Consider the following 25,462-nt stretch of genomic DNA (forward strand, 5'->3'; position numbering starts at 1 on the left):
GCGGATACAACCAGGTGGCGTGAGGGTTAGACGCACGTTTTTCTGAACATCGGCTCGATTCTTTTAAGTCCGATGCGTCTGATGATTCATTGGTGCGGCGTCCCGAATTTCAGTCCGCCAGCAGCCCGAACGAAGAATCACAGAACTTCATGACAGCGACATGACGATGCCACATTTTTCCAACAAAAACCACAATTCGCCAAAATTCCGACGTAGACTATCTCAACCCTGCCGCATGAAGCTTGCGCGTCGACCAACCGTCGAGGAAGCCATCGAAGCGGCGCTTGAAAGCTATGAATGGAGAAAAACATGATCAACGGAAGCGACCCGATTTTGCTGACCCCTGGGCCACTGACAACCTCGCCCGCCACTCGTCAGGCGATGCTGCGCGACTGGGGTTCCTGGGACGCGGCTTTCAACCGGATGACAAGCGATATCTGCCGCGATCTCCTGACGATCGTGTCCGGTCAAAAAGATTTTGTGTGCGTCCCCATGCAAGGCAGCGGCACATTTTCCGTGGAAGCCGCGCTCGGCTCGCTCGTGCCTCGCGATGCGGTCGTGCTCGTACCGAACAACGGCGCGTACTGCACACGCTTACTGAAAATACTCGAGCGCTTGGGTGTGGCGTCCGTCGAGCTGAAGTTTCGCGATGACGAGCCGGCCAGCGTCGCGCGGATCGAGGAGATGTTTCGCCGCGAGCCGCGCATCACGCACGTGGCGCAAGTGCATCTGGAAACAAGCGCGGGGTTGCTGAACCCGCTCGACGAGATTGCTGCGCTGTGCAAGCAACATGGCAAGAGCCTGATCGTCGACGCGATGAGTTCGTTCGGCGCCTTGCCTGTCGATGTATCGAAGGGTGGCATTGATGCGGTGATTTCCGCCAGCGGCAAGTGTCTCGAAGGCGTGCCGGGGATGGGTTTCGTGATCGTGCGGCGCACGCTGCTGGAAGCATCGGCGGGCAATTCGCGCTCGCTCGCGCTCGATCTCCACGACCAATCCGCGTACATGGTGAAGACCACGCAATGGCGCTTTACGCCGCCTACGCATGTGGTCGCCGCGTTGCGCGCAGCGCTCGATCAGTTCATCGCGGAAGGGGGGCAGCCGGCGCGTGGCGCGCGGTATCGCCGCAATTGCGCGGCGTTGATCGACGGCATGGCGTCGCTGGGTTTCAAGCCGTTCCTGGATGCTGCGGTGCAGACGCCGGTGATCGTCACGTTCCATGCACCGAACGATCCGGCCTACGATTTCAAGCGCTTCTATGAAGCCGTCCGCGAAGCGGGTTATGTGCTCTATCCGGGCAAGCTGACGGAAGTGGAGACGTTCCGCGTGGGCTGCATCGGGGCCATAGATGCAAACGAAATGTGTAACGCGGTAGCGGCCATCGGGCGGGCGCTGGGCACGCTGCACGTGCGTCTCGCAGCATGAAACAAGCGCAGGAACACGTGAACGCCTGCCACTCAGGCGATCACCAGCTCCGGCCCGCGCGCGGCAATTGCACGGCGCATGGCTTTGTCGGGTGCGACTTCGGTGATCAGGTAACGCGCCTTCTCGAAGTCGCGGATGCGCACGGGCGTGACGTTGCCGAACTTCGAGTTGTCCGCGACGATAGCCGCCGCGCTGGCCGCCAGGATCATGCGGCTGCGTACCTCGGCGGCGAGACGCGAGTAGTCGGTCAGGAAGCCTTCGGGTGTGATTGCGCCCGCGCCGACAAACGCGAAGTCCACGTGGTATTGCGAAAGTTGCTGCACGGTGTCCAGCCCGAATACCGCGTCCTCGTTGTCCGAGAGCTCACCGCCGAACAGCGTGACCTTGTTGTCGTTGCGGCGGCCGAGCAGCAGCGCGATGCGCCAGTCGTTGGTGTAGACCGTCAAGCGGTGCCGGTCGCCCAGCGCGCGCGCGACGGCCTGGGTCGTGCTGCCCGAGTCGATGATCACCGACGCGCCGTCGGGCACGAGTTGCGCGGCACGTTCCCCGATCGCGCGCTTGGCGGCTGCGTTCGCCGCTTCACGCACGTCGAGGTCGGGCTCCCGCCGGTCGTTGGACAGCGCACCGCCATGGGTGGTCGCGATCAGGCCGCGCTCGGCAAGAGCGTTGAGGTCGCGCCTGATGGTCTCGCGCGACACGTCGAGTGCACGCACGAGTTCGGCGACCGACAACGCGCCGTTCTTCGACAACTCCGACAGGATGTATTGATGACGTTGTTCGGCGAGCATCGAGTACGGCCGGGCATGCCGGCAATGAATGAACGGGCAAAGGGATAAACACGGGACCGCGCGTATTGTAGTACGCGAAGGCCGTCACACGAATGATCACGACAACAACACAGACTCCTGTTCACACCGATGTCGCGATTGTCGGCGCCGGTATTCTCGGCCTCGCGCATGCCTGTGCGTTCGCTCAACGCGGCTTGCGCGTGACCGTATTCGAGCGCAGCGGCACACCGGTGGGCGCATCCATCCGCAATTTCGGCATGGTGCTGGTGACCGGCCAGCCGCCGGGCGCGATGCATGCGCTTGCGCAGGCGTCGCGGAAAATATGGCTCGACTGGGCGGCCGGCGCGGCGCTGCATGTCCGGCGTTCCGGCTCGCTGATGTTCGCCCGCAGCGCGGCCGAGGCGCAAGTGATGGAGGCGTTCGCGGCGACCCGTGCCGAGGGGGCCGGCTATGACACGGCGTTGCTTTCGCGCGCGGCGCTCGACGATCTCTACGACGGCCGCTTCCGGAAACATCGCGCTGCACTGCATGGGCGCGCCGACTTGCAAGTGTTTTCACGCGAAGCGGTGCCGGCACTCATCGACTATTTGCGGCGTAGGTTCAACGCCGATTTTCGCTTCGGCACGCTCGTGCAGAATGTCGATGACGGACGGATCGAGACGACCGCGGGCCCGTGGCGCGCGGAGCACGTGGTGGTCTGCGCGGGACATGATTATCTGTCGCTGCTCGCGCCGCAACTCGCCGCGCTTGCGCCGCGCGTCTGCCGGTTGCAGATGCTGCGCGTGCGGCCGGCTACCCCGTTCGCCCTCGATCACGCCGTGCTGACCGGGCTGAGCTGCCTGCATTACGGCGCGTTCTCGGACCTTCCCGAAGCCGCCGCGTTGCATGCGGAAGTGGCGGCGCGGGAACCCGCGCTGCTCGAGCACGGCATTCACCTGCTGGCAAGCCCGACGCCTGGGGGAGATCTGATCGTGGGGGATTCGCACGACTACGGTGATGATCCGTCACCGTTCAATGCGCAGGCGATTGATGAACTCCTGCTGGGCCTCGCCGAAAACACGCTCGGCAGTACGCTGCAGGTCGTCGAGCGATGGCAAGGAGTGTATGGCGCACGCACCGGGACATCGGGCGCACCCTTTTCCGTCCTGCGGGCCGCACCAAATGTGACCGGTGTGTACATGCATAGCGGCGTGGGCATGAGCATTGGGCCCGCGCTTGGCGAGCGCGTGGTCAGTCATCTGATTGACGGGGCAGCGCTGCCCACGGCGTGACAACTTGTCGCAGACGCAACGTCTTCAGGCCTTGCGGCACCGGGCCGCTTCGTTAAACCAGTGGCAAGAGACTGTTTCCTCGCCGCGCGCCAATGAAGGCCGACTGGCCCGGTAAGATCGACGCCTGTTCTTTTCTGCGACCGCGCGGAGTGTTGATCGATGAGCTACAAGAAAGGCATTGTGCTGGAGATCCAGTTTCCGCCCGAGCGTCTGAACGACGGCGCGGGAGACCCGTACTGGATCGACCTGACACTCGACGAAGCCCGCCGTCTTCATGACCAGTTGGCGAGACGCTTCGCCGGCGAGGCGCAGGCGAATCAGCCGCTTGATACCTTCACGATGGGATAAGAAGTCGTTCGGAGCGGTGCTGATCGCCAGTGGCGAACCAGCATCCCCTCACCCGCCGTTGCACGTGGGACTCGACAGATTGCGGAAACGGCTCGGCCAGTCGCCCGCCATGGCCGCCTGCGCGTCTGCCAGCGGCATGTCGCCGGTGCACACACAGCGCTTCAGGAACACCGCCAGCCGCTCCTTGCGGCGCTGCCCGGCACGCCCGTCCCAACGGCGGATATCAAGGTTCGCCGCGGCAGTCGGGGAGCCTCCCAGCAGGATCGGCATGCGGTGATCGAGCGCGTAGTCCGAGGCGCTCTGCGGGTCCACATGGCGCTGGCTCAGCAGTTGCTGCTTTTGGCGCTGCAAGGTGTCGAAGGGAGGCAGGACGTCGTCGGCATAACCGGGGCGGCAGATGGTGTCCACGATGGTCGACTGGGTGACGCGCGGATCCAGCAGCTCGGGCTTTTGCGCGTGAACCGGCAAACTGCCGGCGGCGAGCGCAAGCAGGAACCATACGGCGGCAACACGCCGGCGACTGTGGCGGCGGTGACGGTAATGCGAAAGAAGCCTTCTATTCATTCGGCGATCGGGCCGCGCCAGAAACGCAACGGCCAAGTGTCGGAGCGAGAGGAGGGGCTAATTAAAACACATGCGCGTTCCCGGAACGGAATCGGACATTAATCAAGACGCGGGAACAAGCAGGATGGCTCGCCGTGGAGCGACCATAAAGCAACGTGGCGAGCTTAGGCAGGGTGCTGCTCTAGCGCCGTATCGAGTGCTGTCGCTTCAGTGTGGAAACGGGCGTAGGCAATGCGGATGGCCGCGGTGTCATAGCTCTGCTCCGGCGTTATCGCGCATGCATGCTGCAGGTCCAGGCAGGCATTGGAGAAAGACGTGGCGCCTATCACGAACGCAGCGCCCTTCATCCGGTGCGCAAGTTCGAGCAGACGCTGGAAGTCCGCCGATGCGAACGCCCGGCGCGCCTCACATCGAGATCTTGCCGGTTCGCGGATTTGAGTGCGTCGACCAGCGCGGCGGCTTGATCGCCGAAGCTGTTGAGCTGGTCCGCGTTGAAACGCGGAACCGTGGCAGGGGTGGCAAGTTGATCAGGTTCGGGGGTGGTACCGGGTGCAGGCAACACCACCCGGCGAACGACAATGTTGGCCGGGAAGTTTTGCGTGGGGCCATAGGCAACGGCACGCGCACGACCTGGCCCGGAGCGCCCCGCAGAACCGGCCGATGCGGCCGATGCGGTCGACATATGCATGGGTGCAACACGCGATGCAGCGAGCAAGGAACCGTCCGGCGCGCTGGCCTTCGGCTCCTGTCCATCATGCAGGGCAGCCACCAGCGCCCGGTGCAGCGCGTCGAGCCCAAGCGGCTTGACCAGGCACAACGTCATTCCCGCAGCCAGCGCTTGCGTGAGCGCCTCGGCCTGCGCGTTCGCCGTCACGCCTACGATGGGTACCGGCTTCACATCGGCGTTCATGCACATCAGCGCCTGTTCACGCGCACGAATTGCGCGCACGAGATCCTCGCCGCTCATCGTGGGCATCGAACAATCGGTCAGGATCAGGTCGAAGGGCAGACCTTCTTGCCGCTGCCGGTCCCAGCGCGCGAATGCCGCGTCTCCGTCGTTGGTGGTCTCAATCACGCAACCGAGCGTAGTCAACTGGCTCGCCAGCAGGATGCGATTCGCCGGATGATCGTCGACAATGAGTACGCGCAGGCCCTGCAAATCATGTGTATCGAGCGCGGGGATGAGCGCCGGCGCATGCGGTTCGACCGGCGGGCGGGCGACAGGCAAGCGCACTCGCACGGTGAAGCGGCTGCCCTGCCCGGGTCTGCTCGATAACCTGATCGTGCCGCCCATCAGGGTCATCAGGCGCAGGCAGATGGTGAGGCCAAGACCCGTACCGCCGAAGCGGCCGGGCCGTTCCTGACGTGCCTGCGCGAACGGCTCGAACAACAAGGCTTGTTGATCCGCAGCAATGCCAATACCGGTGTCGCGGACCACCAATAACAGTTCGTAATACGAAGTATGTTTGTCACCCTCCTTCGCTGCCCCGATCGCGTACTCGAGCGTCACGTGTCCCGTCTCCGTGAACTTGATCGCATTCGACAACAGATTGCCCAGCACTTGCCTCAGGCGCAGCGCATCAGCCATCGCCCATGCATGCCCGTGCGCGAGGCCGCCACGCATGCGCACCACCAGCGCGATACCCTTGCTGCGCGCCGCCTGCTCGTAGATCGCCGCCACGCTGTTCACCCATCCACCCAGTTCCAGCGGCGCGGGTATCAGCACAAGCCTTCCCGCTTCGATCTTCGCCATATCGAGGATATCGTCGATCATGCCGAGCAGGTCGCGGGCCGCCTGATGCGCAGTGCCAAACGCTCGCTCGGTCGATGCGCGATCCCCCGGACTACGCAATTCGAGTTCCAGAAGGCCCAGCACGGCGTTCATCGGCGTTCGGATTTCGTGGCTCATGGTGGCGAGGAACATCGACTTCGCGCGGTTCGCGGTTTCGGCTTCTTCCTTCGCCACGCGCATCGCATGCTCGGCCGCCCGCCGGCGCGCGATCTGCGCTTTCAACGACACCGCCCAGCCAGTCAGCAGCGCCAGCATCAGCCCACCCAGCAGCAGGCCAAGAAGAACCTGCGGACGCCGCCGTTCCCACAGGCTTTCCGGATGATTGACCAGCACCCATCGACGGCGCATGGCATCGAGTTCTGTCGGCTGCATGTGTTCGATCGCCTGATTCATGATCGTGAGCAGCATCGGCTGGTTTCGCGCGACAAGAAAGCCGTACGGCACGGGTTGCTCCGAGAATGCGCCGGTGATGACAAGCTTGCCGCGATACGCGTCGCCGACCGCATAGTTGGCGAACGGAAGGTCGGCGATGGTTGCGTCCGCCTCGCCTTTCACGACGGCGTCGAACTGGCCATCGACCGGCGAGGCCGCGACAATCCGCGCTGACGGCACGCGCTCGCGCAGCATCGCGATGATTGGATGGTTGCGCCATAACGCAATGCGCTTGCCGGCGAGTGCACGCACATCGCGCAGCGGCGGTGCGCCCACGCGCGTCAGGATCACGAATACGCCTTCCCCGTAGGGCCGGGTTGACACGAGCTCCGGCGGAACCTCGCCGCTACTCACGCTATGCGCGATCAACATTGCGCTGCCGTTGCGTATGTCGCCCATGACCTGGTCTGTCGAAGCACGCAAGCGGCCTTCGAACCGCAACCCCGTCAACTTGCCGATAGCAGCGAGCACCTCGACGGACAGGCCCGCCGGTTCGCCACTTGCGTCGCGGAAGGTCATGGGCGCGGCGTTGGCATAGGTGGTGTAGTCGATCACCGGATGCGCCTTGATCCACGCACGCTGCGCGTCGTCCAGCGTGAGTGGCCGGGTAAATGTCACGGTCGACGCAGCGGCCCATCGGGCGCCCGCTCCAGCGCAAAACGCTCTGGCAGCGCAGCCAGCGCCGCATCCACGCGTTGACGCAATTGTTCGCCCTGTGCGTCCGCTGCGAAAGCAAAGCTGTAACCCGCTTCGTCGAAGGGAGCGAAACCCGACAGGGTCAGGTTGATCAGATCAAGGTGATCGACGGTATAACCTGCCGTGACGAGATCGCCGACAAACGCGTCTGCATCTCCCTGCGACACCGCAAGCAATGCGCTCAGCGTATCGGCATATCCGACCGGATACAGCGCCGGATAAGCACGGCGCAGCCGCTGCACCGAAGTCTGCTGCCCGACATAAGCGATACGTCCGGTATGCGGGTCAGCCACCCGGCGTTCGACGAAGACCTGTTTGGTGACCACATACGGGCGGCTGTAGAGCAACGCGGTACCGGAATCGTTGCCGGTCGCGCTGGTGGCGGCATCGATCTCATGGCGGCGCAATGCGTCGATCATGGCGGCGCGGTCATGAAAGGTCCTCCATTCGAGCGGCCTTTTCAACGCGCCGGCAATACGCTGCGCAAAATCGGCGGACATCCCGCGAACAGTGTTGCCGGCCCCGCTCAGGTCTTTCATTTCCATGGGCGGCAGCGCGCCGGGCACGGCGCCAACCAGAAACGGCTTGAGCGTGGAGGCATGGGCTGCAACGGCAAGCGCGAGCAGACAGATGAACAAGCGTGCCTGGCGAAACACTGCGGCAGTTAGTGTCGCTGCGTGTGTCCTTAGCGAATTCATTGAGTGATTGCCTGCGCGACGACGCCGGACACGCCTGTTTTGAACGGAGCGCCAGTGTCGCAAATGCAGGCGGCCACGCCAATTGAATAAGCTGAAACGATCGGTCCGCCTAAACGACACAAGCACCCGGGACGGTGTGGGAACGCACGGGGCCTCGCGGCAACTCGACTAACCCCCAAATTAACCAAACAGTTCACCGCACCGATCAAGTGCATTCATTATTGCGAGACGCACAACAATATTTCGACAGATTCAGGGTTAATGCAGCGACGCTTGCTTACCTACACTTAAGTGTTGAGATTGTTCGGCATGACCTCAACGGTCCTGGAACAAACTCGACCCACAAGACCCCGAGGAGATTCCATCATGAACAAGTCACTGGTTCCCGCAATGGTGCTGGCTTGCGCGCTGGGCGCACCGGCATTTGCCTATGCGCAAGATGCAGACACGGTAAGCCGCCCTGCAGTCAAGGCCGATCTGGTTCAGATGGAACAATCCGGCTATAACGTCGAAGGCGATCACACGACCTACCCGGTGCAGGCCCAGGCAGCGGAGCAACGCGTGGAAGCGAACCGCGGTGTCACGGCAACGTCTTACGGCTCGCCGACAGACGGTTCATCCGCGGCCGGCATGCGCATGCCGATGGCACAACCCGACGGAACACATTCGGTGTACTTCGGACACTAAGCTCGACACTCATGACCCGACGGACATCGGGCGAAAATTAACGCTTTAGTTAAATTGAGTTGATGAAGAGGGCCGCCTTGCAGCGGCCCTCTTCATTTCAGCCTCGTATTTAAATCTCGCATTCAAACCTCGTATTAAACCTTACAAACAGCGCCATCCGCACTTTACGGATAGACGGACATGCGAGCAGAGTTCCATCTCGGGTCCTGTCCGCTCTCCTGACCCTAGGTTGGGCCTCCTCTGACAGAAACTGATTTCACCGCTACCATTCAGCAAGGTTCTGTTGCCGTACCCAATCAGCTCGCTCGTTGCGATACGAAGACACATCCATGTCACATCGCTCAAGCGAACCATCCGGACAAGGCCACATTCAACCTGACCGGTCACACGCCGACGTTCATTGCCGGCATGACCGTATTCGTTCGCTTTTCCCAACGTGTTTTGTGGCACTCGTATCAAGCCGTCCGTTTCGCTTAGCTTAGTCGTGCAACGCTCCACCCACCACCATCAGCCATGATCTGTCAGCCGATGGTTTTTCCTGTGGTCGATGCAAGCGTGTCTCCGGTTTTCCAACCTGAGCCCCGCATGCCCGTTCATTCACTCGCGCAAGAGGACACACATGAAGACGAAACTCATCGCAGCGCTACTCGCCGCAGCGCTTGCTCAAGTCGCCCTTCCTTCGCAGGCGCAAGTTGCCGGCTCGCAGCCACTCGGTATCAGCGTGCAGGAGTCCACCGCCATCCTCGGCGGCTGGAGCATCAAGAAATCCATCCTGAACAAGCCGGTGGTCAACGAGAACGGCGCGCGGGTCGGTGTGATCCACGACATCATCGTGGCGCCGGACAAGTCGGTGTCGTTTGCAATCATTGCGGCCAGCCAGTTTGCCGGCGTCTCGCATCACGACGTCGCCATTCCTATCGAGCAACTCGATATAGTCGGCGGCAAGATTGTGCTGGCGGGTGCGACAAAGGACGCGATCAAGGCGTTGCCGGAATTCGAATACGCGAAGATGCCGGCCACGCCGAAACCCCGTGCAGAGTTCAACGACCATCATTGAACCCGATTTGAAATGATTTATTTGCAATGACCGGTCCGCAATGAATCGGTGGGTTTGCTGCGGCGTTGCGCTCAACGCCGCAGCACGTGACACCCATGCCGCGTAGGTTCAGCCCGGCAGCTTCGCTGCCAGCAGATCAACCTTCATGATCTGCGGCGGCGAAGCAAGCAGTTCATCCGCCTTCGCCATCAGCGCTTCGGCGACCTTGCCGGAAAGATGCGCGTCGCGACCGGCTTCGTCGGGGAAGGCATCGAAGATTCCGAACGTGCTTGCGTTCAACTTCAGCGCAAACCACGCGGTCGTAGCGGGCTCCTGCTCGACCAGCGCCAGGCCACCCAGCAAGAACGCCTCGACATCTTTCTCCTTGCCGGGCTTTGCTTCCAGCCGGACCCACAATGCTGTCTTGACCATGTCATCCTCCATGGAAATTAATCGGCTGATTGAGCAGCTCAACCAGTCACCCTCGATCACGCCGGCACGCTTTCCGCCTTTTCAGCCCGCGTCCATACGCGATGTTTCGACATCGCGGCAATAAACGCCTTCATGACCTTCTTCACGTCACTGCCCACGCTGACGCCCTCGTCATCTGTCGGCAAATGCGCGGCGGCCAGCACGTCCTCGCCGTCGCCCACTGCGCCGATAGCCTTGAGGTGCTTGAACGATTCGAGTACGAAGTGGCGGGCATCGCCGGATTCCGACAGGAGCTTTGCGCTCGCCGCGCCGCCGGCCACCACCACGCCGTCGAACATGATCGATGGCAAACTAAGAATGGTTGCATCGACTTCGACGCTGTCGCCAAGCGTGCCGAGCTGCGGCGCCACCACCTTTGCATGTGCGCCTTCAGCAGCCAGCGCCTCCTTGATCGCCTTGATGGTGGCGACATCCGCCCCCTTGGCCGCAAGAATGGCGACTTTGCGCGTCTTCACTGACGGCTTGGTCTTCGCGACAATGCTCAGCGCCGGCGACTCCGCCAGCGACGACTTGCCCAGTTCAGCCGCGCTTGCAGTCGCTTTCGGCGCCGGCAGGCCGAGATTCCCGGCAACCCGCGCACACAGTTCACTGTCGATATTCGCGAGAATCCCAAGCTGCCGTTCGCGGATGAACTTGCGTTCGACCTTGCTCAGTTCGAACGAATACGCACCCACAATATGATCCTTCTCCGGCTTCGTCATGCTGTTCCAGAACAGCGTGGCTTGCGAATAATGGTCGGCGAAGGACTCGCTGCGCTGCCTGATCTTCACGGCATCCACGCGTTCCGGATAGGTTTCGAAACCACCACCGGCTGCAGCCGGTTCAGTTTCCTTTGGCCAGCCGCTATCGATGGAATTCGGCTCATATGAAGCCTGACCGCGATTCACCGTCATCCGGTGTTTCGCGTCGCGCTGGTTGTTGTGCATTGGCGCGATGGTGCGGTTGATCGGGATCTCGTGGAAGTTCGGACCGCCCAGGCGGCTGATCTGCGTGTCGGTGTACGAGAACAAACGGCCTTGCAGCAGCGGATCGTTCGAGAAATCGATGCCCGGCACAATGTGCCCGGGGCAAAACGCCACCTGTTCCGTTTCAGCGAAAAAGTTATCCGGGTTGCGGTTCAGGGTGAGCTTTCCGAGCATGGTGATCGGCACGATTTCCTCCGGAATGATCTTGGTCGGATCGAGCAGGTCGAAGTCGAACGAATGCTCGTCGTCCTCTTCCACGATCTGCACGCCCAGTTCCCATTCCGGGTAGTCGCCCATATCAATCGCTTCCCACAGATCCCGCCTGTGGAAATCCGCATCCTTGCCGGCCAGCTTCTGCGCTTCGTCCCATAGGAGCGAAGCCGACCCGATGGTTGGACGCCAGTGAAATTTCACGAACCTCCCTCGGCCTTCGGCATTCACCAGACGAAACGTATGGATACCGAATCCTTCCATGGTGCGCAAGCTGCGCGGAATGGCGCGGTCGGACATGGTCCACAACACCATGTGCGCAGACTCCGGCACGAGCGAGACGAAGTCCCAGAATGTGTCGTGGGCCGAGCCGCCTTGCGGCATTTCGTTATGCGGTTCCGGTTTGACCGCGTGAACGAAGTCGGGAAACTTGATGGCGTCCTGGATGAAGAAGACAGGCATGTTGTTGCCGACCAGGTCGAAGTTTCCCTCTTCCGTATAGAACTTGACGGCAAAGCCGCGTACGTCGCGCACGGTGTCAGCCGAGCCGCGCGATCCCTGCACCGTCGAGAATCGTACGTACACCGGAGTTTCCTTGTTCGGGTCCTGCAGGAACGCGGCCTTGGTCAGGTCGGTATGCGCCTTGTACGGCTTGAACACGCCATGCGCGGCCGAACCGCGGGCATGCACGATACGCTCCGGAATCCGCTCATGGTCGAAGTGCGTGATTTTTTCACGCATGATGAAATCTTCGAGCAGCGAAGGTCCGCGAGGACCGGCCTTGAGGGTGTTCTGGTTGTCGGAAATCTTGACGCCCTGATTAGTCGTCAGGGCTTGATTCGTCGCGTCCGAGCGGAACTGCTCAAGACTATCGAGCTTCGTGTTGGTGTTGGTTTGTGAGGGGGTCCGCGCAACTGCGCTGGCATTTTTCGACGGCGCAGTTGCGCCACCGTTCTTCTTCGAGGTTGGCATCGGGGGAACTCCAGTGTGCAGTTGAAGTGGCGCATTCCATATGCGCTCGTTCATCCATTCGCAACTTGTGTTCCCGCCGACGCCGTGATCCAACCCTCGCTAATCGCCTGCTATTTCAATTCAGCCCTGCGTTGCTGCAGTGCGCGGATCCGGCCCATTGCCTGATGATCCGTTGTCGCGGCCTCGTACATCTTCGCCAGATCCGCCTTCAATTGCGTGCGCGAAGGGCCGTCGAGATAGATCATGTGCCCCGACGGATAAAACTTCGCCGATAAATTCTCCCGCACGGTTTTATCGATAAGCGGCATTTGTTGCAGGTCGATTATCGTCTGGTAGAACGGCGTCACGAAGTCGTAGAAACCATTCGCCGACAACACCTTCAGGTCGATGTTGAGCGCCATCACCGCGGCCAGGTCGCCGGCCGTGTAGAGAATGATGTTGCCCTGCGCATCCACACCCTTCTGCGCGCCGGTCGGGTCCGTGTGATGGAAGTCCCAGTTGGCGAAAGCCTGGTCGTTCAGGTCCGTGAATGACGACGTGGACGTGAACTTCAGCTGCTCGTTCAGGTACTCGTTCCACATGGCCGTGTACACGCCGGTCACGGCCGTCATGGTGGGGTCGTTGCCGCCGGAATTCGGATCGATCTTGCCCGCTATGCCCGTCGAGATAGCCGTCACGCGGCCATCGTAGGAGCCTAGCGCCACGCCTTTGGATTTCAGCAGCGTCGTAAGAAATAGCGAGTTGCCCTGGCTGTCGTAAGAAGCCACGTCGATACTCCACGCAATCAACGTGACTTTGTCGATGCCCGTGTATTCGGACAGTTTCTCCACCGTGTCGTTGTCGGTCTGCGGGAATTTACGCAGCGCCGCGATGTAGTCCGTGCGCGAGAACTGCGCGACTTCCTCAGCGAACGTCAGCAGGTCGGCCGGACGCGGATGTACCCCGAGCTTGCGATGAAACCACGCGTCGGCGGCGGCCGTCGGCAGCGCGCCCACCGGATTGCCGGATTGCGTGTAGTCGAGAATCGACGACTGCAGCGTGACGCCGTTCAGGTCCACGCCGTCCTCGTGCAAGAGGTACGCAAGCACGCAACTGCGCGCCGTGCCGTACGACTCGCCGTACAGGAATTTCGGCGAATTCCAGCGGTTGTTTTTCGTCAGGTAGCGCTTGATGAATTGCTTGAGCGAGTTCGCGTCCTGGTCGACTCCCCAGAAATCGATGTTCTTGTTTGGCGCCATGGCAGCCGAATAACCCGTGCCGACCGGATTGATGAACACGAGATCGCTCTTGTCCAGCAAGCTGTCCGGGTTGTCCTCCATCTGGTAGGGCGCGGGCGGAGTGAACGAGGGCATCGAGGTCTTGATGCGTCTCGGAGCGAAAGACCCGAGCAGCACGAATACCGACGACGATCCCGGTCCGCCGTTATAGAAAAACGTGACCGGGCGCGATTCTTCCGTCTGATTATTCTGCGTGAACGCGACGTAAAAAAGCTTCGCGTCGGGCTTCGAACTGCTTGGATCGACAATCACGAGATGGCCGGCCGTTGCCGTGTAGTCGATCTGCTTGCCGCCTATGACGACCGAATGCTGCGTGACGGCGGCGTTTTCGTCGGTCAGGCTGGCATCGATGGAATCATTGGGGCCATTGCCATAGGGAGTGGGATCGAAATAAGGCTGATCCGGTGCTGTTGTAGGAGTACCTGCAGACGTGCCTGAAGATGCATTTGCCGCTGAACCGGAGTTCGTCATGATTGCTCCCTTGCCGGTGTTGTTGGAGTTCTTGCCTGGGCCCATCGTCACAACTCAACCAATCTCAACTCAATCACTGCGTCAACTCAACCGCGTCACTCAATCAATCCGGACCTGCAACCGCTACTTCAGCGCAGCCGCGACTTTCACGCCGTCCGGGCTGCCCAGCCCCGTGCAGGCGTCCCATCCCGCCGTCGCCTCGAAGCTGCCGTTGTTTCCCTGCGTGATGTCGTGGCCCGCGGTCTTCGCGGCGTACAGCTTCGGGTTGAGGAAACCCGCCGGCTTTCCCGCCGCCGCGTTGATCCGGGTGATCAGCCCGGCCCATAGCGGCGCGACCGCGCTCGTGCCGCCCACCACCGTCTGCGTCCCGCCAATGATCACATCGTAGCCCGTGAGCGGCGACGCGTCGCCGGCAACATCGGGCACGCCGCGTTTGGTCAGCGCCGACCTGCCGCCACTGACGCGCGTCACGCTCAGGCCGTTCTGCCAGACCGGCAGCGCAAACACGGCGCTCACGCCGCCACCGCCCGCGCCGCCCTGGTCACCGTCGTTCCACACCACCTCACTGCGGATCCCGCTCGCCGATGCCAGCAGGTGCGTCCCTCCGCACGCGAGCACGTACGGGCTCGACGCCGGGAAATCGACATGATCGCCGTTCGCGACACCGTCGCCGGAACCGCTGTCGCCGGAAGCTGCGCACACCGTCACGCCCAGCGCCGCGGCGGATTGCAGGACTTCATCGAAGGCGTTTTGCGACTGCGACGTCCAGTTGGTTTCCGGTCCGCCCCAACTGATCGAAATGACCGATGGCTTGTTGGTATCGTCGTGGACTGCGCGGTTCACGGCGTCGATAAAACCCGCGTCGCTGTTCGCCGTGAAATACACCGCGATGCGCGCGCCCGGCACGATCGCACCGACAATTTCTATGTCCAGCGTCACCTCGCCGTCGGGCCCGTTCGGGTTGCCCGATGGCGCGTTGTTGGCCTGGTCGACGCCGACCGCCACCACGTTCGGCTGGGCCACGCCCAGTTGCGAAAAATAGGCGCTCAGGTCGCTTTCGCTATACCCCCCGCCCAGTTCGATAATGCCCACACACTGGCCGCTGCCGTCGCCGCCGGGAAAGTCGTAGAGCCGCGCGAGATCGAGTGGCGTGTATGACGTGCTGGATTCGCTGAGCGCCGTCTTGAACGGCGGCCGGAAGCGGAAATGCGGGCGCGCCTGTGGCCGGCTGTCGAGACCCAGCACGGCGGTCACCACGTCCTTCATGTCCTCCGGCACGTTCACCGGTCCCGTGCGCCCGCGATACTCGCCGATCGCGTGATGCTCGAAGCGCTCCAGCTTGACGCCGAACACCGTGCTGAACTGGGAGATCGTGCCGGAGAGCACCACACTGCGCGCGCCCGGATCGGCGCGGACTACGGTCAAACCGTGCGCCTTCGCGAACGCTTCCGTCCGGGCCACATCCTGCGCCGATGCCCCGAAGCGTTTGCTGAATTCCTCTCGCGAAACCGGCACGGCGTCGGCAGCGCCGCTGTTGATCTTTTGCATCAACTGCCGGAATGCGTCCTCGTTTTGCCGCCGAAGCATGACCACCACTTCGATTTTTTCGTCCGGATTGCATGCGCCGAGGCAACGAGCGCCCTCGGGTTGCGGCTTGTCGCTGCCGGCTATGGGATGCTTGTTCATGGGTCGCGGTTCCTTGCTGTTACGGGAAAATTCGTGTCACGCGGATTCGGGGGTCGAGATGACCGGCAAACGGTGACCTCAATTCCAGGGCGCCCGTTGCTTGCTTCAGCCTGATATCCGACACGGCGCAACGGGCACAGTTCCAGCATAGGCAAACGATTGCCTTCTGCTTGGTCATCGAATGCCGGGAGAGGGTCAATTCGGTGTCGCTCCCGCCGTTGTGCCGGATTCCGGGTAGATCGGTGCGGTCTGCTGGCGGTCGCGCTTGCGGCGATCCGGCGATCCGGTGCGCTCGTCAGGACCGGTCTTCGGAATATTCGCGCCGTCCATCGCCTGACAGCCACGGCTCGCGGTGGATGCACCAGAGTTCATAGGTGGGATCGAGGAAGCCGGTTTCATCGAAGGCGCCAATCGGCAGGTCGATCTCGTCATTGTTGACGTACGCCATGTAGGCTACCGACCCGCAGACCGGGCAGAAGTGGCGGCGGGCATCGGCGGAACTTTGCCAGGCTTTGGTCGCGCCCGACATGGTGACCTGCTCCTCGGGGTAAACCGCGTACGCGCCAAACGCCGAACCGTGCACGCGGCGGCACGTCATGCAATGGCAAAGACCGACGCGGTCCGGCTGCGCCGACACCGTAAAGCGCCATGCTCCGCACGCGCAGCCACCTTCGTGTCGAACTTCCTGATGAGTTTGATCATTGATGTCATTCATCGCGGCCTCCCTATAATCTGGTATCTGTTATCTGCTGGCATGCAGGACGCCGCCATTCAGGCAGCAGTTGCAGCAACAAATCGTTCGAGCAATCCGCGTGGTAGCAACCTGCGCGCCGCATCGGCGTTGCGTCGTACAAAAAAACGCGTTTTTGCTACGATGACACCCCCAAGAGACGGAGATGGCACTCATGAAGCACCTATCCCTGCTGGCTCTGCTCCCCTCCGGCGCGGCTGTTTCCACCGCGACCGGATCGCACGCGGTGCCGGGCGCCCCCGATCTCGCTGCCTACGTGCTGTCGCACGAACGCTATGACGCGGACGAAAACGCGCCGTCTGCGCGCAAGGATTACAAAAACGTGCACGTTGCGGATGTCATGACCGACGAGTACGTGTTCCCGCTTGGAGAAACCGGCAAGTCGATCGTGCTGTCCGGTTATCAGATTGCAGCAGGATTTCTGGCGGAGCGCGCCGCCGACGCATGGCTCGAACTCGCGCGCCAGCAACACGTTGAAAACGGCGGCGCTCAGGGCGACGGCACGCGGCACGTACCCGATCCCGCTGAAGCCGATCAGTTGATGGATCGCGCAATGGAATCCGCGGAGCGCATTCTTGCGCCGTTCGAAACGGCGCCGGTCGCGTCGTTATTCGAAACGCACTATCGCGGCGCTCGCGAATTTCTTCGCCTGAGCTGGGAAGGCTTGCCGGAGGACCTGGTGCCCAAGTCGCGGCGACCGGCCGTGGTGTTGAAAACGGCCACGGATCCTGCGCCTGTAACAGCCGCTACGGCCGCGCAGGACTACGACCCGTACGGACTGGAAGGCACGAGCGATTACGACGTCGACAAGCCGTTGGCCTATCGGGAAAAAATCGGCCCGTTCCTGCTGACCATGACGTATCGGCATGAATATCCGCAGGTCGACGACGAACGGCTCGGCACGGCTTTCGCCGTATTTCATGAGGCGGGTACGGATATTGTCGCGGCGGCGGTCGAGTTGAAACTCGTGAAGGTGCCGCCCATCCACAGCAGCGCGGACCTGGTGTATGTCCTCGACACCTACTCCGGCGAGATGCTGTCCCTCGCGCTCGCCGCTACCGAAGCCCTCGGGCCGGAGCGGCTGTGCAGCGTGTTCAATACGCATCGGGTGGTGTACATCAGCACCTGGGAAGTGAGGAAACAGTGGCGCGGCCAGGGCCTGGGCGTCGCGTTGCTGCGTGAAGCGTTGCAACGCTTGCCCGCGGATCCCGATGGCCGTCCCGACGCGTTGTGCGTCGCACCTGAACCGTATCAGACCGAAGCGCGATATCTCGGTCAGTTGCCGCCCGCGTTGCGCGCCGAAATCGATGTCCCTGCGCAAAGGCTCACCCGGCATCTGACGGAATGGCTGGATCGTGCAAACCTGCCGAACGTGAAGACGCATTTTTTCATTCCAATGGCCAAGCATGAAGGCATCGGATCGGCGGGTGAAAACGCCCGGTTGATTGACCGGATCATGGAAAGTGAAGCCTGATCCGGTGCTTGTTGTCATTGATATGCAAGCGAAGTTGATGCCGCATATCGATAACGGCGCAGCCGTGTTGAAGCGTTGCGTGACGCTGGTGAAAGCGGCCGATCTGCTCGATATCCCGGTGCTTGTCACCGAGCAGAATCCAGGTGGGCTTGGCGGGAGTGTCGCTGGCCTGATCAGCGAGCGGCATCGTGTGATAGAGAAAGATACGTTCGACGCAACGCTGTGCCCGGACTTCGTGGCGGCGTTGCCGTCAAAGGACTCAGTGCTGTTCGTGGCCGGTTGCGAAGCGCATGTGTGCGTGCTGCTGACGGTGAACGGCTTGCTGAAGCTCGGCTATACGGTGGAACTGATTGCCGATGCAGTCGGTTCACGTGCCCCGGAGAATAAGGCAATCGCGCTGGCGAGAGCGCAGCGCGAGGGAGCGCTTGCCACCACCACGGAAAGCACGATCTTCGGCTGGCTGGGAAGCTGCCGGCATCCGCGTTTCAGGAACGCGTTGGCGCTGATCAAATAACTTCGGCAAACGCCCCTCAAGCCATGCACTCTGGTCATGGCTGGCATGAGCATATTTCGATTGTTGCGGGTTTTTGGCCTGCCTAGAGTGCTTTCACGCGTACGGTCACGTAGCGCTCCGGGATGTCGAGTGATTAGCGACCTCCCACTCTCCGAATTTTCTGCTCAAGGCCACCATCATGACGACTCGCCTCTCCCGCCTTGCCCGGCGCCTCTTCGTGGCTGCGGCTTTCGCCGTGCCCTTGGCGGCCACGGCCACTTTCGCCCACGCGGACGCCCTCGATACCGTGCAGAAAAACGGCGTGCTGCGGGTTGGCGTATTCATGGACTATCCGCCGTTCGGCTCGATCGGTCCGGACATGAAACCGCAGGGTTATGACATTGAAATGGCCGACTATCTGGCCAGGACGATGAAGGTCAAGGTCGACCTCGTACCAATCACCGGTGAAAACCGCATCGCTTATCTCGCCACCGGCAAGGCCGACGTGCTGCTGAGCGTGGGCCAGACGCCGGAGCGCGAGAAGGTGCTCGATTTTTCGCGGCCCTATGCGCCTTACTATCTCGCGGTATTCGGACCGAAGTCGTTGCCGGTGAAAAGCGAAAAGGATCTGGCAGGCAAGACCATTTCCGTCGCGCGCGGAACACTGGAGGATCTGAGCGTGACGAAGGTCGCGCCGCCGGACGCGACGATCAAGCGTTTCGACGATCCCAACGGCGCTATTTCGGCGTTTCTGTCGGGGCAGGTTCAGTTGATGGTGGTGGGTAATGACGTCGGCGCGACAATCATTGCGCGTAATCCGCCGATCGCACCCGAGCAGAAATTCGCGCTTTTCAGTTCACCCGATCATGTCGCCGTGAACAAGGGTGAGGCGCGCCTGCTGAAGGAGGTGGACGCAGCCGTGTTGAAAGCGAAGACCGACGGCACGCTGAACAAGCTCTCGACAAAGTGGCTCAAGGCGCCGTACCCGAGCGATTTGTAAGCAAGGCTGAAGCCTCAGCGATGCGAAATACAAACTGCCACCGTGAGGTGGCAGTTTGCATTTCTGGCTAGTGCGGCCAAGGTGACAACCACCCCGATTTACCGATGAATGTAGCCCTTACCTGCAATCCTGAACGGCAAACACCGTCAGCGCGCAGCCCTTATCGATGGCATTGGATTTGCAGACTCCCTTGGTCTCCATTCGCCTCATTGGCTTGCACTCCGCAAGGTCCAGGCGAATGGTGTCAGCGCCTCGGTTAGCCGGACACGCCAACTCCCCCGACGCGTCCAGCCAAACCCGGCGCTCACTCGATCGAGCGAGGAGCTTCATATCGCCATGCGCCACATCAACGTCCCCCGTAACAGCAACCCAGACACCGAACCATCCGAAGCAATCAAACCGTCGCGCCGCAGGTTCCTGCAATCCGCGGCGGCAGCGGCAACCGTTTCAGCCGCGCCGCGAGTTCATGCGCAACAACCGGCAGCGACATCCGCACCACCGCCGTCACCGGCCGTCACAGCCGCACCGCTCATGCCCGTGAAGCTGACCATCAATGGCCATGCTTACGAAATGCAACTTGAAGCACGTACGACCTTGCTCGACGCATTGCGCGAATACGCGAGCCTCACCGGCACAAAGAAAGGCTGCGACCGAGGCCAGTGCGGCGCGTGTACGGTGATCGCAAACGGCCGGCGCATCAACTCGTGCCTGACGCTCGCCGTCATGCACGAGGGTGAATCGATCGTGACCGTGGAAGGACTCGCCAACGCGCAGACGCTCAGCCTCAGCGCGATACAAAAGGCTTTCATCGATCACGACGCCTTCCAGTGCGGTTTCTGTACGCCCGGCCAACTGTGTTCGGCAACGGCGCTGCTGGACGAATTCCATGCCGGCGACGCCAGCGCCGTGACCGCCGATGTCCGCTACCGTCCGCCCCAACTCTCCGACAATGAAATCCGCGAGCGCATGAGCGGCAATATCTGTCGCTGTGGCGCCTATCCGAACATTGTCGCCGCGGTGAAAACCGTCGCGATGAACAAAGCCTAGGAGCGCCACATGGATGCCATTTCCTACGAACGCGCCACGGACGTGAGCGCGGCGATCAAGGCAGCACAGCAGCCGGGTGTTGCGTTTATCGGCGGCGGAACGAATCTGCTCGATCTCATGAAAGGCGGTATTGCGAGGCCGGTGAAGCTTGTCGACATCACGCACATAGCCGGCTTGAACACAGTGAGCGAACTGCCCGACGGCGGCCTGCGGATCGGTGCGCTGGTTCGCAACAGCGACGCCGCGAATCACACGTGGATTCGCGAACGTTATCCGCTGCTATCGCAGGCGTTCCTCGCGGGTGCATCGGCGCAGTTGCGCAACATGGCCACCGTCGGCGGCAACCTGATGCAACGCACGCGCTGTTATTACTTCTACGACACCGGTTTCCCCCAGTGCAACAAACGCACCCCCGGAAGCGGCTGTGCAGCAATAGAAGGCAATAGCCGCATCCACGCCATCCTGGGTGCAAGTGCGCAATGCATCGCGACGAATCCATCCGATATGAGCGTGGCGCTCGCAGCACTCGACGCCGTGGTGCACGTGAACGGCCCTCACGGCGAACGCACGATTGCATTCGCGGAGTTTCATCGTCTGGCCGGAGATCATCCTGAAGTCGATACCACGCTGCAACCCGGCGAACTGATCACGTCCGTCGATCTGCCGCCCCCGCTCTTTGCGCAGCACTCGCACTACCTGAAGGTGCGCGACCGCGCGAGTTACGCGTTCGCGCTTGTGTCGGTCGCCGCCGCATTGCAGATGGACGGCAACACGGTGAAGACCGTACGCATCGCGCTGGGGGGCGTCGCGCACAAACCGTGGCGTGCCACGGCGACTGAGCAAGCGCTCACCGGGCAGCCGTTATCACGTGACACGTTGCGTAGCGCAGCGGCGCTTGCCGTTCGCGATGCGCGGAGTTATCGCGACAACGGCTTCAAGATCGAACTGGCGCAGCGCGCGATTGTCCGCGCGGTGTCGACCGCCGGAGGTGTGGCATGAGTGTTTTTGGACAACCGCTCGACCGCACCGACGGTCTTCTGAAAGTCACGGGCCAGGCGAAATATTCCGCCGATAACCCGGAAGCCAAGCTCGCGCATGCGGTTCTGGTGACGAGCACAATCGCTCATGGCAGAGTGGCTTCCATGGATACTGCGCGCATCCAGGCCATGCCCGGCGTGCTGCTCGTGATGAATCACGAAACCGCAATGCGCCTGCCCAATGGCGGCAAACCGAATGCGGAGCCGCCGGCTGTGCGCGGATTGTCGCTCCTGCAAACCGACGAAGTACGCTACAGCAATGAACCCGTTGCCGTAGTCGTTGCCGATACGCTGGAACGCGCAACCGATGGCGCCCGCAAGCTCCAGGCATCGATTCGTTATGAGGCCGCGACGCCGAACACGGACTATCAGCGCGCGAAGGCCACGGCATATCAGCCGGAAAAGATGATGGGCCGGCCAATCAACACCCAGCGCGGCGATGTGGCCGCCGGACTGCGTCAGGGCCCTACTCACCTCGACGCCGTCTACACCACGCCGAACGAGCACCACAATCCAATGGAGCCGCACGCCACGCTGGCTCGCTGGGATGGCCCAAACCTCACGCTCTACGATGCCACCCAAGGCGTTTCCGGCGCACGCAACGCGGTGGCGAAAACGCTCGGCATCCCGGATACGAACGTGCGCGTGCTCTGCCCGTTTGTCGGCGGCGGTTTTGGATGCAAGGGCTCGGCCTGGTCGCATGTCGTACTTGCGGCCATGGCCGCGAAGCAGACCGGCCGGCCGGTTCGGCTGGTGCTGGAACGTCCGCAGATGTTCGGCATGGTCGGCAACCGGCCGTTCACGGATCAGCATATCCAGATCTCGGCCCGCGACGACGGCACACTCACCGGCATGCGCCATGACGTGATCTCGACCACATCGACCTTCGAAGACTGGAACGAAAGTTCGGCTATTGTCACGCGCATGCTGTATGCCGTGCCGAACCAGGCGACCACGCACAAGCTGGTGAAGCTCGATGTCGGCACGCCGACGTTCATGCGCGCGCCCGGTGAAACGAGCGGCTCGTTCGCGCTCGAATCCGCGATGGACGAAATGGCCTACCAGTTGAACATGGACCCGCTCGCGTTCCGGCTGAAGAACTATGCCGAGATGGAACCGCAGGAAAAGAAACCGTGGTCGGAGAAGTCGCTGCGCGAGTGTTATCAGATCGGCGCCGATAAATTCGGCTGGTTGCGGCGCAATCCGAAGCCGCGTTCCATGCGCGAAGGCAACATGCTGATCGGTCTGGGCATGGCGACGGCGACGTATCCTGCAAACCGCAGCGAGGCATCGGCTATTGCGCGCATCTTGCCGGACGGCACGGCGATGGCCGCATCGGGCACGCAGGATCTCGGCACCGGCACCTATACCGTGATGACGCAAGTCGCCGCCGATGCGCTGGGTTTTCCGGTGGACAAGGTCGACTTCGCACTCGGCGATTCGTCGTTGCCGCATGCACCGGTGTCGGGCGGTTCGCAGTCGGTGGCGAGCGTCTCGCCCGCGGTGCGCGAGGCGGCGGCGCAGGCGCGCGCCAAGTTGATTGCGATGGCAATAGCCGATCCAGGATCGCCGCTAAGCGGGGGTTCCATGGACGATGTCACCGTCGATAACGGCTGGGTCATCAGCCGCGCCGATCCATCGAAGCGCGATCCGGCTGCCGCGGTGATCGCACGCAATGGCGGCAAGCCGATCGAAGCGATGGCGACTACGAAGCCCGGCGATGAGAAACAGCAGTTCGCGTTTCACTCGTTCGGCGCGGTATTCACGGAGGTTCACGTCGATGCCGACCTGGGCACGATCCGCGTCCCGCGCATTGTGGCAGTGTATGACGTCGGCAGCCTGCTCAACGAAAAGACCGCGCATAGCCAACTGATGGGCGGATTGGTGTGGGGCATAGGCTCGGCGCTGACCGAGAAGAGTGAACTCGATACGCGGTATGGCCGGTACACCAACGCCAATCTTGCCGAATATCACGTGCCGGTAAATGCCGATATCGGTCTGCTCGACATCACCTTGCTGGGCAAACCCGATCCGCATATCAATCCGCTCGGCGCGCGGGGCATTGGCGAAATCGGCATTACAGGGGTGGCGGGATCGATCGGGAACGCCGTGTATCACGCGACCGGCGTACGCGTGCGCGATTTGCCGATCACGCTCGACAAGGTCATGCCGAAAACTACCGTCTGATCTTTTGCCGGGAAAGTTTTGTCGGCAAAACCGCGCGGTTTTTTTTGGACTTGCGGCACGTCTTGGGGCTTGTCAAAATCGACCCTTCTTACCTTCTTACGATCGGGAAGCCGGCCATGAGTTATTCATCGAGTGCGACCGGCATTCTGCTTGCAGCCGGCTACGGTTCCCGCTTCGATCCAAGCGGTCTTCATAACAAACTCCTGGCCACGCTTCCAGACGGTACGCCGGTCGTGTTTCAGTCTGCCCGGCGCTTACTGTCAGCCGTATCGCGGGTGGTCGCCGTGGTGCGCCCGGGGTCGGAGAAGCTGGCGGAAGTGTTGAACGAAGCGGGCTGCGACGTGATGTTTTCCATCGATGCCGAACGCGGCATGGGCGCGACGCTTGCCGCCGCGGTGCGTGCAACGCAGGACGCGGAAGGTTGGCTCGTGACGCTTGGCGATATGCCGTGGATCGAGCCGGAGACGGTCGAGGCGGTGGCGCGATCGCTGGACGCGGGAGCGTCGATTGTTGCGCCGTTTTATCGCGGACAAAGGGGGCATCCGGCAGGGTTTTGCGCCATGCATCTGGAAGCGCTCAGCGCGCTTGACGGCGATGCCGGCGCGCGGGCGCTGTTTATGTCGGAGGCGGTGGAACGCATCAATGTTGAAGACGCAAACATTTTGCGGGACGTGGATTTGCCGGCGGACCTGGGGTTGCATTGAGATGTTGAAGCGATCGGGCACTATCCGTTCATATAGCGCCCGCAACCGAACTTCATGGAAGATTCGATTACTCCAGTGTGAGTGAGCCATTGCTTGACCACCCCGATACAAATCGCCACCTGAAACATCAATAAGGGGTTTTTCACGTTCCGGCGTCGATCTGCGCCAGAACTCACGCCGGCGATTGTCCTGACCTGACGCTCGCGGCGGTATGTAAGGCCGCTCGTGCGACGCGTGTCGAAATCAACCATGGTGGCGGCCGACTACGGTGCTACTGCCGTTCTTCTGCTGCGTCGTATACGTCGCCGCCGTTGCGCTTGCCAACCGCGATAGCGACAACCGTCACAATCTCATCCTGTACCTGATAGACAAGCCTGTATCCTCGGGTACGAAGCTTGATCTTGTAGCAGTCCTTCATTTCGTACAGCCGTGAAGCCGGCACTTTCGGATTCTCGAGCCTCTCGTCCAGCTTCTTGGCGAACTGCCGTCGCGTCTCGGCGTCAAGTTTTCGCCATTCCTTCTCCGCGTTGAGTTTGAACCTCAGCTTGTATGTCATTTATGGATGTCGACCTCGACCAACGGTTCATCCTGCCTGGCTCGGACAATGTCGGCCAATTCATAGTCTTCCAACCGATCGAGCAGCGCTCCGTAATGATCTGCCGGCAGCAGGTACGCCACCGGCTTGTTGCGATTGAGGATGGCGACCGCACCGCCGTCCGCGCTTTCGATAACCGCGCTCGGATTGAGCTTCAGCTCAGAAATTCCCACAGATTGGGTAGCATGAATAGCTTCCATGACGCTCCTCGCCGGTGAAATAATCTTCAAGAAGACCTGATAATAGCTCTTTTAACAGATCACCGTAAAGCCACGGTACGGCGAAGCCACGTTATTAATACTGCCACCCGGGCTCGCACCACCCGACCTCTAATAGCTGTCCAAATGGCTAACGAGTAAAACCG

General features: G+C 61.6%; 24 protein-coding genes. 12 read left to right on the plus strand and 12 right to left on the minus strand.

The genetic code is table 11. The annotated features are described in order from the left end of the window. The first annotated feature begins 309 nt into the window (after nt 1-309). Entirely contained in the window at nt 310-1,425 is a 1,116-nt protein-coding gene (locus ABH944_RS29275; protein ID WP_404610752.1) for a 2-aminoethylphosphonate--pyruvate transaminase, read from the plus strand. A gap of 32 nt (nt 1,426-1,457) precedes the next feature. Here the strand turns inward: ABH944_RS29275 and ABH944_RS29280 are convergent, their stop codons facing one another. Continuing rightward, nucleotides 1,458-2,213 (minus strand): DeoR/GlpR family DNA-binding transcription regulator, encoded by a 756-nt coding sequence (locus ABH944_RS29280; RefSeq protein WP_404610753.1) that lies wholly within the window; start codon nt 2,211-2,213, stop codon nt 1,458-1,460. Between the two features lie 92 nt (nt 2,214-2,305). Between ABH944_RS29280 and ABH944_RS29285 the strand changes: the two genes are divergently transcribed. After that, nucleotides 2,306-3,484 carry a TIGR03364 family FAD-dependent oxidoreductase gene (locus tag ABH944_RS29285; protein ID WP_404610755.1) on the plus strand — a complete coding sequence of 393 codons (1,179 nt, stop codon included), beginning with the start codon at nt 2,306-2,308 and terminating at the stop codon, nt 3,482-3,484. A 159-nt stretch (nt 3,485-3,643) separates the two neighbouring features. After that, nucleotides 3,644-3,832, plus strand: a complete 189-nt coding sequence (locus tag ABH944_RS29290; protein WP_404610756.1) for a hypothetical protein — start codon at nt 3,644-3,646, stop codon at nt 3,830-3,832. 48 nt (nt 3,833-3,880) lie between these two features. Here ABH944_RS29290 and ABH944_RS29295 read toward each other — a convergent pair whose 3' ends face one another. The 4 genes from ABH944_RS29295 to ABH944_RS29310 form a co-directional block, all read right to left on the minus strand. Next, a complete protein-coding gene (locus tag ABH944_RS29295) occupies nt 3,881-4,396 on the minus strand; it encodes a hypothetical protein (protein WP_404610757.1) in 516 nt (171 codons plus the stop codon). 164 nt (nt 4,397-4,560) lie between these two features. Then, nucleotides 4,561-4,743, minus strand: a complete 183-nt coding sequence (locus ABH944_RS29300) for a hypothetical protein (protein ID WP_404610758.1) — start codon at nt 4,741-4,743, stop codon at nt 4,561-4,563. Next, a complete protein-coding gene (locus tag ABH944_RS29305; protein WP_404610759.1) occupies nt 4,740-7,238 on the minus strand; it encodes an ATP-binding protein in 2,499 nt (832 codons plus the stop codon). The genes ABH944_RS29300 and ABH944_RS29305 overlap by 4 nt, the downstream gene beginning before the upstream one ends. Further along, on the minus strand, nt 7,235-8,014 hold the full coding sequence (locus ABH944_RS29310; protein ID WP_404610760.1) for a transporter substrate-binding domain-containing protein: 780 nt from the start codon (nt 8,012-8,014) through the stop codon (nt 7,235-7,237). Before ABH944_RS29310 ends, ABH944_RS29305 begins: the two co-directional genes overlap by 4 nt. 366 nt (nt 8,015-8,380) lie before the next feature. Between ABH944_RS29310 and ABH944_RS29315 the strand changes: the two genes are divergently transcribed. Both ABH944_RS29315 and ABH944_RS29320 read left to right on the plus strand, forming a co-directional pair. After that, nucleotides 8,381-8,701, plus strand: a complete 321-nt coding sequence (locus tag ABH944_RS29315) for a DUF4148 domain-containing protein (RefSeq protein WP_404610761.1) — start codon at nt 8,381-8,383, stop codon at nt 8,699-8,701. 619 nt (nt 8,702-9,320) lie between these two features. Beyond that, complete coding sequence (locus ABH944_RS29320) at nt 9,321-9,758, plus strand: PRC-barrel domain-containing protein (protein WP_404610762.1); 438 nt, start codon at nt 9,321-9,323, stop codon at nt 9,756-9,758. 108 nt (nt 9,759-9,866) lie between these two features. On the opposite strand, the gene ABH944_RS29325 is transcribed toward ABH944_RS29320, so the two are convergent. From ABH944_RS29325 to ABH944_RS29345, 5 genes are all read right to left on the minus strand, one after another. After that, the gene (locus ABH944_RS29325; protein WP_404610763.1) at nt 9,867-10,169 is read right to left on the minus strand and encodes a putative quinol monooxygenase; all 303 of its coding nucleotides are present in this window, start codon (nt 10,167-10,169) and stop codon (nt 9,867-9,869) included. A gap of 56 nt (nt 10,170-10,225) precedes the next feature. Continuing rightward, a complete protein-coding gene (gene katE / locus ABH944_RS29330; protein WP_404610764.1) occupies nt 10,226-12,376 on the minus strand; it encodes a catalase HPII in 2,151 nt (716 codons plus the stop codon). A 110-nt stretch (nt 12,377-12,486) separates the two neighbouring features. After that, a complete protein-coding gene (locus ABH944_RS29335) occupies nt 12,487-14,124 on the minus strand; it encodes a S10 family peptidase (RefSeq protein WP_404610765.1) in 1,638 nt (545 codons plus the stop codon). Nucleotides 14,125-14,247: 123 nt separating this feature from the next. Beyond that, the gene (locus tag ABH944_RS29340; protein WP_404610766.1) at nt 14,248-15,810 is read right to left on the minus strand and encodes a S53 family peptidase; all 1,563 of its coding nucleotides are present in this window, start codon (nt 15,808-15,810) and stop codon (nt 14,248-14,250) included. Nucleotides 15,811-16,105: 295 nt separating this feature from the next. After that, complete coding sequence (locus ABH944_RS29345) at nt 16,106-16,525, minus strand: GFA family protein (RefSeq protein ID WP_404610767.1); 420 nt, start codon at nt 16,523-16,525, stop codon at nt 16,106-16,108. 190 nt (nt 16,526-16,715) lie between these two features. On the opposite strand from ABH944_RS29345, the gene ABH944_RS29350 reads away from it, so the two are divergent. The 7 genes from ABH944_RS29350 to ABH944_RS29380 all read left to right on the plus strand — a co-directional run bounded on the left by ABH944_RS29350 (nt 16,716) and on the right by ABH944_RS29380 (nt 24,503). Beyond that, nucleotides 16,716-18,035 (plus strand): inositol monophosphatase, encoded by a 1,320-nt coding sequence (locus ABH944_RS29350; RefSeq protein ID WP_404610768.1) that lies wholly within the window; start codon nt 16,716-16,718, stop codon nt 18,033-18,035. Further along, on the plus strand, nt 18,025-18,549 hold the full coding sequence (locus ABH944_RS29355; protein WP_404610769.1) for an isochorismatase family protein: 525 nt from the start codon (nt 18,025-18,027) through the stop codon (nt 18,547-18,549). Before ABH944_RS29350 ends, ABH944_RS29355 begins: the two co-directional genes overlap by 11 nt. 178 nt (nt 18,550-18,727) lie before the next feature. Next, the gene (locus ABH944_RS29360; protein WP_404610770.1) at nt 18,728-19,528 is read left to right on the plus strand and encodes a transporter substrate-binding domain-containing protein; all 801 of its coding nucleotides are present in this window, start codon (nt 18,728-18,730) and stop codon (nt 19,526-19,528) included. Nucleotides 19,529-19,864: 336 nt separating this feature from the next. Next, a complete protein-coding gene (locus ABH944_RS29365; RefSeq protein WP_404610771.1) occupies nt 19,865-20,575 on the plus strand; it encodes a 2Fe-2S iron-sulfur cluster-binding protein in 711 nt (236 codons plus the stop codon). A gap of 9 nt (nt 20,576-20,584) precedes the next feature. Then, entirely contained in the window at nt 20,585-21,574 is a 990-nt protein-coding gene (locus ABH944_RS29370) for an FAD binding domain-containing protein (RefSeq protein WP_404610772.1), read from the plus strand. Further along, on the plus strand, nt 21,571-23,799 hold the full coding sequence (locus ABH944_RS29375; protein ID WP_404610773.1) for a xanthine dehydrogenase family protein molybdopterin-binding subunit: 2,229 nt from the start codon (nt 21,571-21,573) through the stop codon (nt 23,797-23,799). Before ABH944_RS29370 ends, ABH944_RS29375 begins: the two co-directional genes overlap by 4 nt. Nucleotides 23,800-23,915: 116 nt before the next feature. Then, nucleotides 23,916-24,503: a nucleotidyltransferase family protein gene (locus ABH944_RS29380; RefSeq protein ID WP_404610774.1), complete on the plus strand. Its 588-nt coding sequence runs from the start codon at nt 23,916-23,918 to the stop codon at nt 24,501-24,503. A gap of 271 nt (nt 24,504-24,774) precedes the next feature. On the opposite strand, the gene ABH944_RS29385 is transcribed toward ABH944_RS29380, so the two are convergent. Continuing rightward, a complete protein-coding gene (locus ABH944_RS29385; RefSeq protein ID WP_404610775.1) occupies nt 24,775-25,059 on the minus strand; it encodes a type II toxin-antitoxin system RelE family toxin in 285 nt (94 codons plus the stop codon). Next, on the minus strand, nt 25,056-25,298 hold the full coding sequence (locus ABH944_RS29390; RefSeq protein WP_404610776.1) for a type II toxin-antitoxin system Phd/YefM family antitoxin: 243 nt from the start codon (nt 25,296-25,298) through the stop codon (nt 25,056-25,058). The genes ABH944_RS29385 and ABH944_RS29390 overlap by 4 nt, the downstream gene beginning before the upstream one ends. Nucleotides 25,299-25,462: the final 164 nt, after the last annotated feature.

This window comes from Caballeronia udeis (assembly GCF_044909315.1).
GTDB lineage: Bacteria > Pseudomonadota > Gammaproteobacteria > Burkholderiales > Burkholderiaceae > Caballeronia > Caballeronia udeis_A.

Excerpts from the sequence above, each read along its gene's own strand:
- ABH944_RS29275 (WP_404610752.1), top strand. The coding sequence starts at position 310 with ATGATCAACGGAAGCGACCCGATTTTGCTGACCCCTGGGCCACTGACA.
- ABH944_RS29280 (WP_404610753.1), bottom strand. The coding sequence starts at position 2,213 with ATGCTCGCCGAACAACGTCATCAATACATCCTGTCGGAGTTGTCGAAG.
- ABH944_RS29285 (WP_404610755.1), top strand. The coding sequence starts at position 2,306 with ATGATCACGACAACAACACAGACTCCTGTTCACACCGATGTCGCGATT.
- ABH944_RS29290 (WP_404610756.1), top strand. The coding sequence starts at position 3,644 with ATGAGCTACAAGAAAGGCATTGTGCTGGAGATCCAGTTTCCGCCCGAG.
- ABH944_RS29295 (WP_404610757.1), bottom strand. The coding sequence starts at position 4,396 with ATGAATAGAAGGCTTCTTTCGCATTACCGTCACCGCCGCCACAGTCGC.
- ABH944_RS29300 (WP_404610758.1), bottom strand. The coding sequence starts at position 4,743 with ATGAAGGGCGCTGCGTTCGTGATAGGCGCCACGTCTTTCTCCAATGCC.
- ABH944_RS29310 (WP_404610760.1), bottom strand. The coding sequence starts at position 8,014 with ATGAATTCGCTAAGGACACACGCAGCGACACTAACTGCCGCAGTGTTT.
- ABH944_RS29315 (WP_404610761.1), top strand. The coding sequence starts at position 8,381 with ATGAACAAGTCACTGGTTCCCGCAATGGTGCTGGCTTGCGCGCTGGGC.
- ABH944_RS29320 (WP_404610762.1), top strand. The coding sequence starts at position 9,321 with ATGAAGACGAAACTCATCGCAGCGCTACTCGCCGCAGCGCTTGCTCAA.
- ABH944_RS29325 (WP_404610763.1), bottom strand. The coding sequence starts at position 10,169 with ATGGTCAAGACAGCATTGTGGGTCCGGCTGGAAGCAAAGCCCGGCAAG.
- katE (WP_404610764.1), bottom strand. The coding sequence starts at position 12,376 with ATGCCAACCTCGAAGAAGAACGGTGGCGCAACTGCGCCGTCGAAAAAT.
- ABH944_RS29335 (WP_404610765.1), bottom strand. The coding sequence starts at position 14,124 with ATGACGAACTCCGGTTCAGCGGCAAATGCATCTTCAGGCACGTCTGCA.
- ABH944_RS29340 (WP_404610766.1), bottom strand. The coding sequence starts at position 15,810 with ATGAACAAGCATCCCATAGCCGGCAGCGACAAGCCGCAACCCGAGGGC.
- ABH944_RS29345 (WP_404610767.1), bottom strand. The coding sequence starts at position 16,525 with ATGAATGACATCAATGATCAAACTCATCAGGAAGTTCGACACGAAGGT.
- ABH944_RS29350 (WP_404610768.1), top strand. The coding sequence starts at position 16,716 with ATGAAGCACCTATCCCTGCTGGCTCTGCTCCCCTCCGGCGCGGCTGTT.
- ABH944_RS29360 (WP_404610770.1), top strand. The coding sequence starts at position 18,728 with ATGACGACTCGCCTCTCCCGCCTTGCCCGGCGCCTCTTCGTGGCTGCG.
- ABH944_RS29365 (WP_404610771.1), top strand. The coding sequence starts at position 19,865 with ATGCGCCACATCAACGTCCCCCGTAACAGCAACCCAGACACCGAACCA.
- ABH944_RS29370 (WP_404610772.1), top strand. The coding sequence starts at position 20,585 with ATGGATGCCATTTCCTACGAACGCGCCACGGACGTGAGCGCGGCGATC.
- ABH944_RS29375 (WP_404610773.1), top strand. The coding sequence starts at position 21,571 with ATGAGTGTTTTTGGACAACCGCTCGACCGCACCGACGGTCTTCTGAAA.
- ABH944_RS29380 (WP_404610774.1), top strand. The coding sequence starts at position 23,916 with ATGAGTTATTCATCGAGTGCGACCGGCATTCTGCTTGCAGCCGGCTAC.
- ABH944_RS29385 (WP_404610775.1), bottom strand. The coding sequence starts at position 25,059 with ATGACATACAAGCTGAGGTTCAAACTCAACGCGGAGAAGGAATGGCGA.
- ABH944_RS29390 (WP_404610776.1), bottom strand. The coding sequence starts at position 25,298 with ATGGAAGCTATTCATGCTACCCAATCTGTGGGAATTTCTGAGCTGAAG.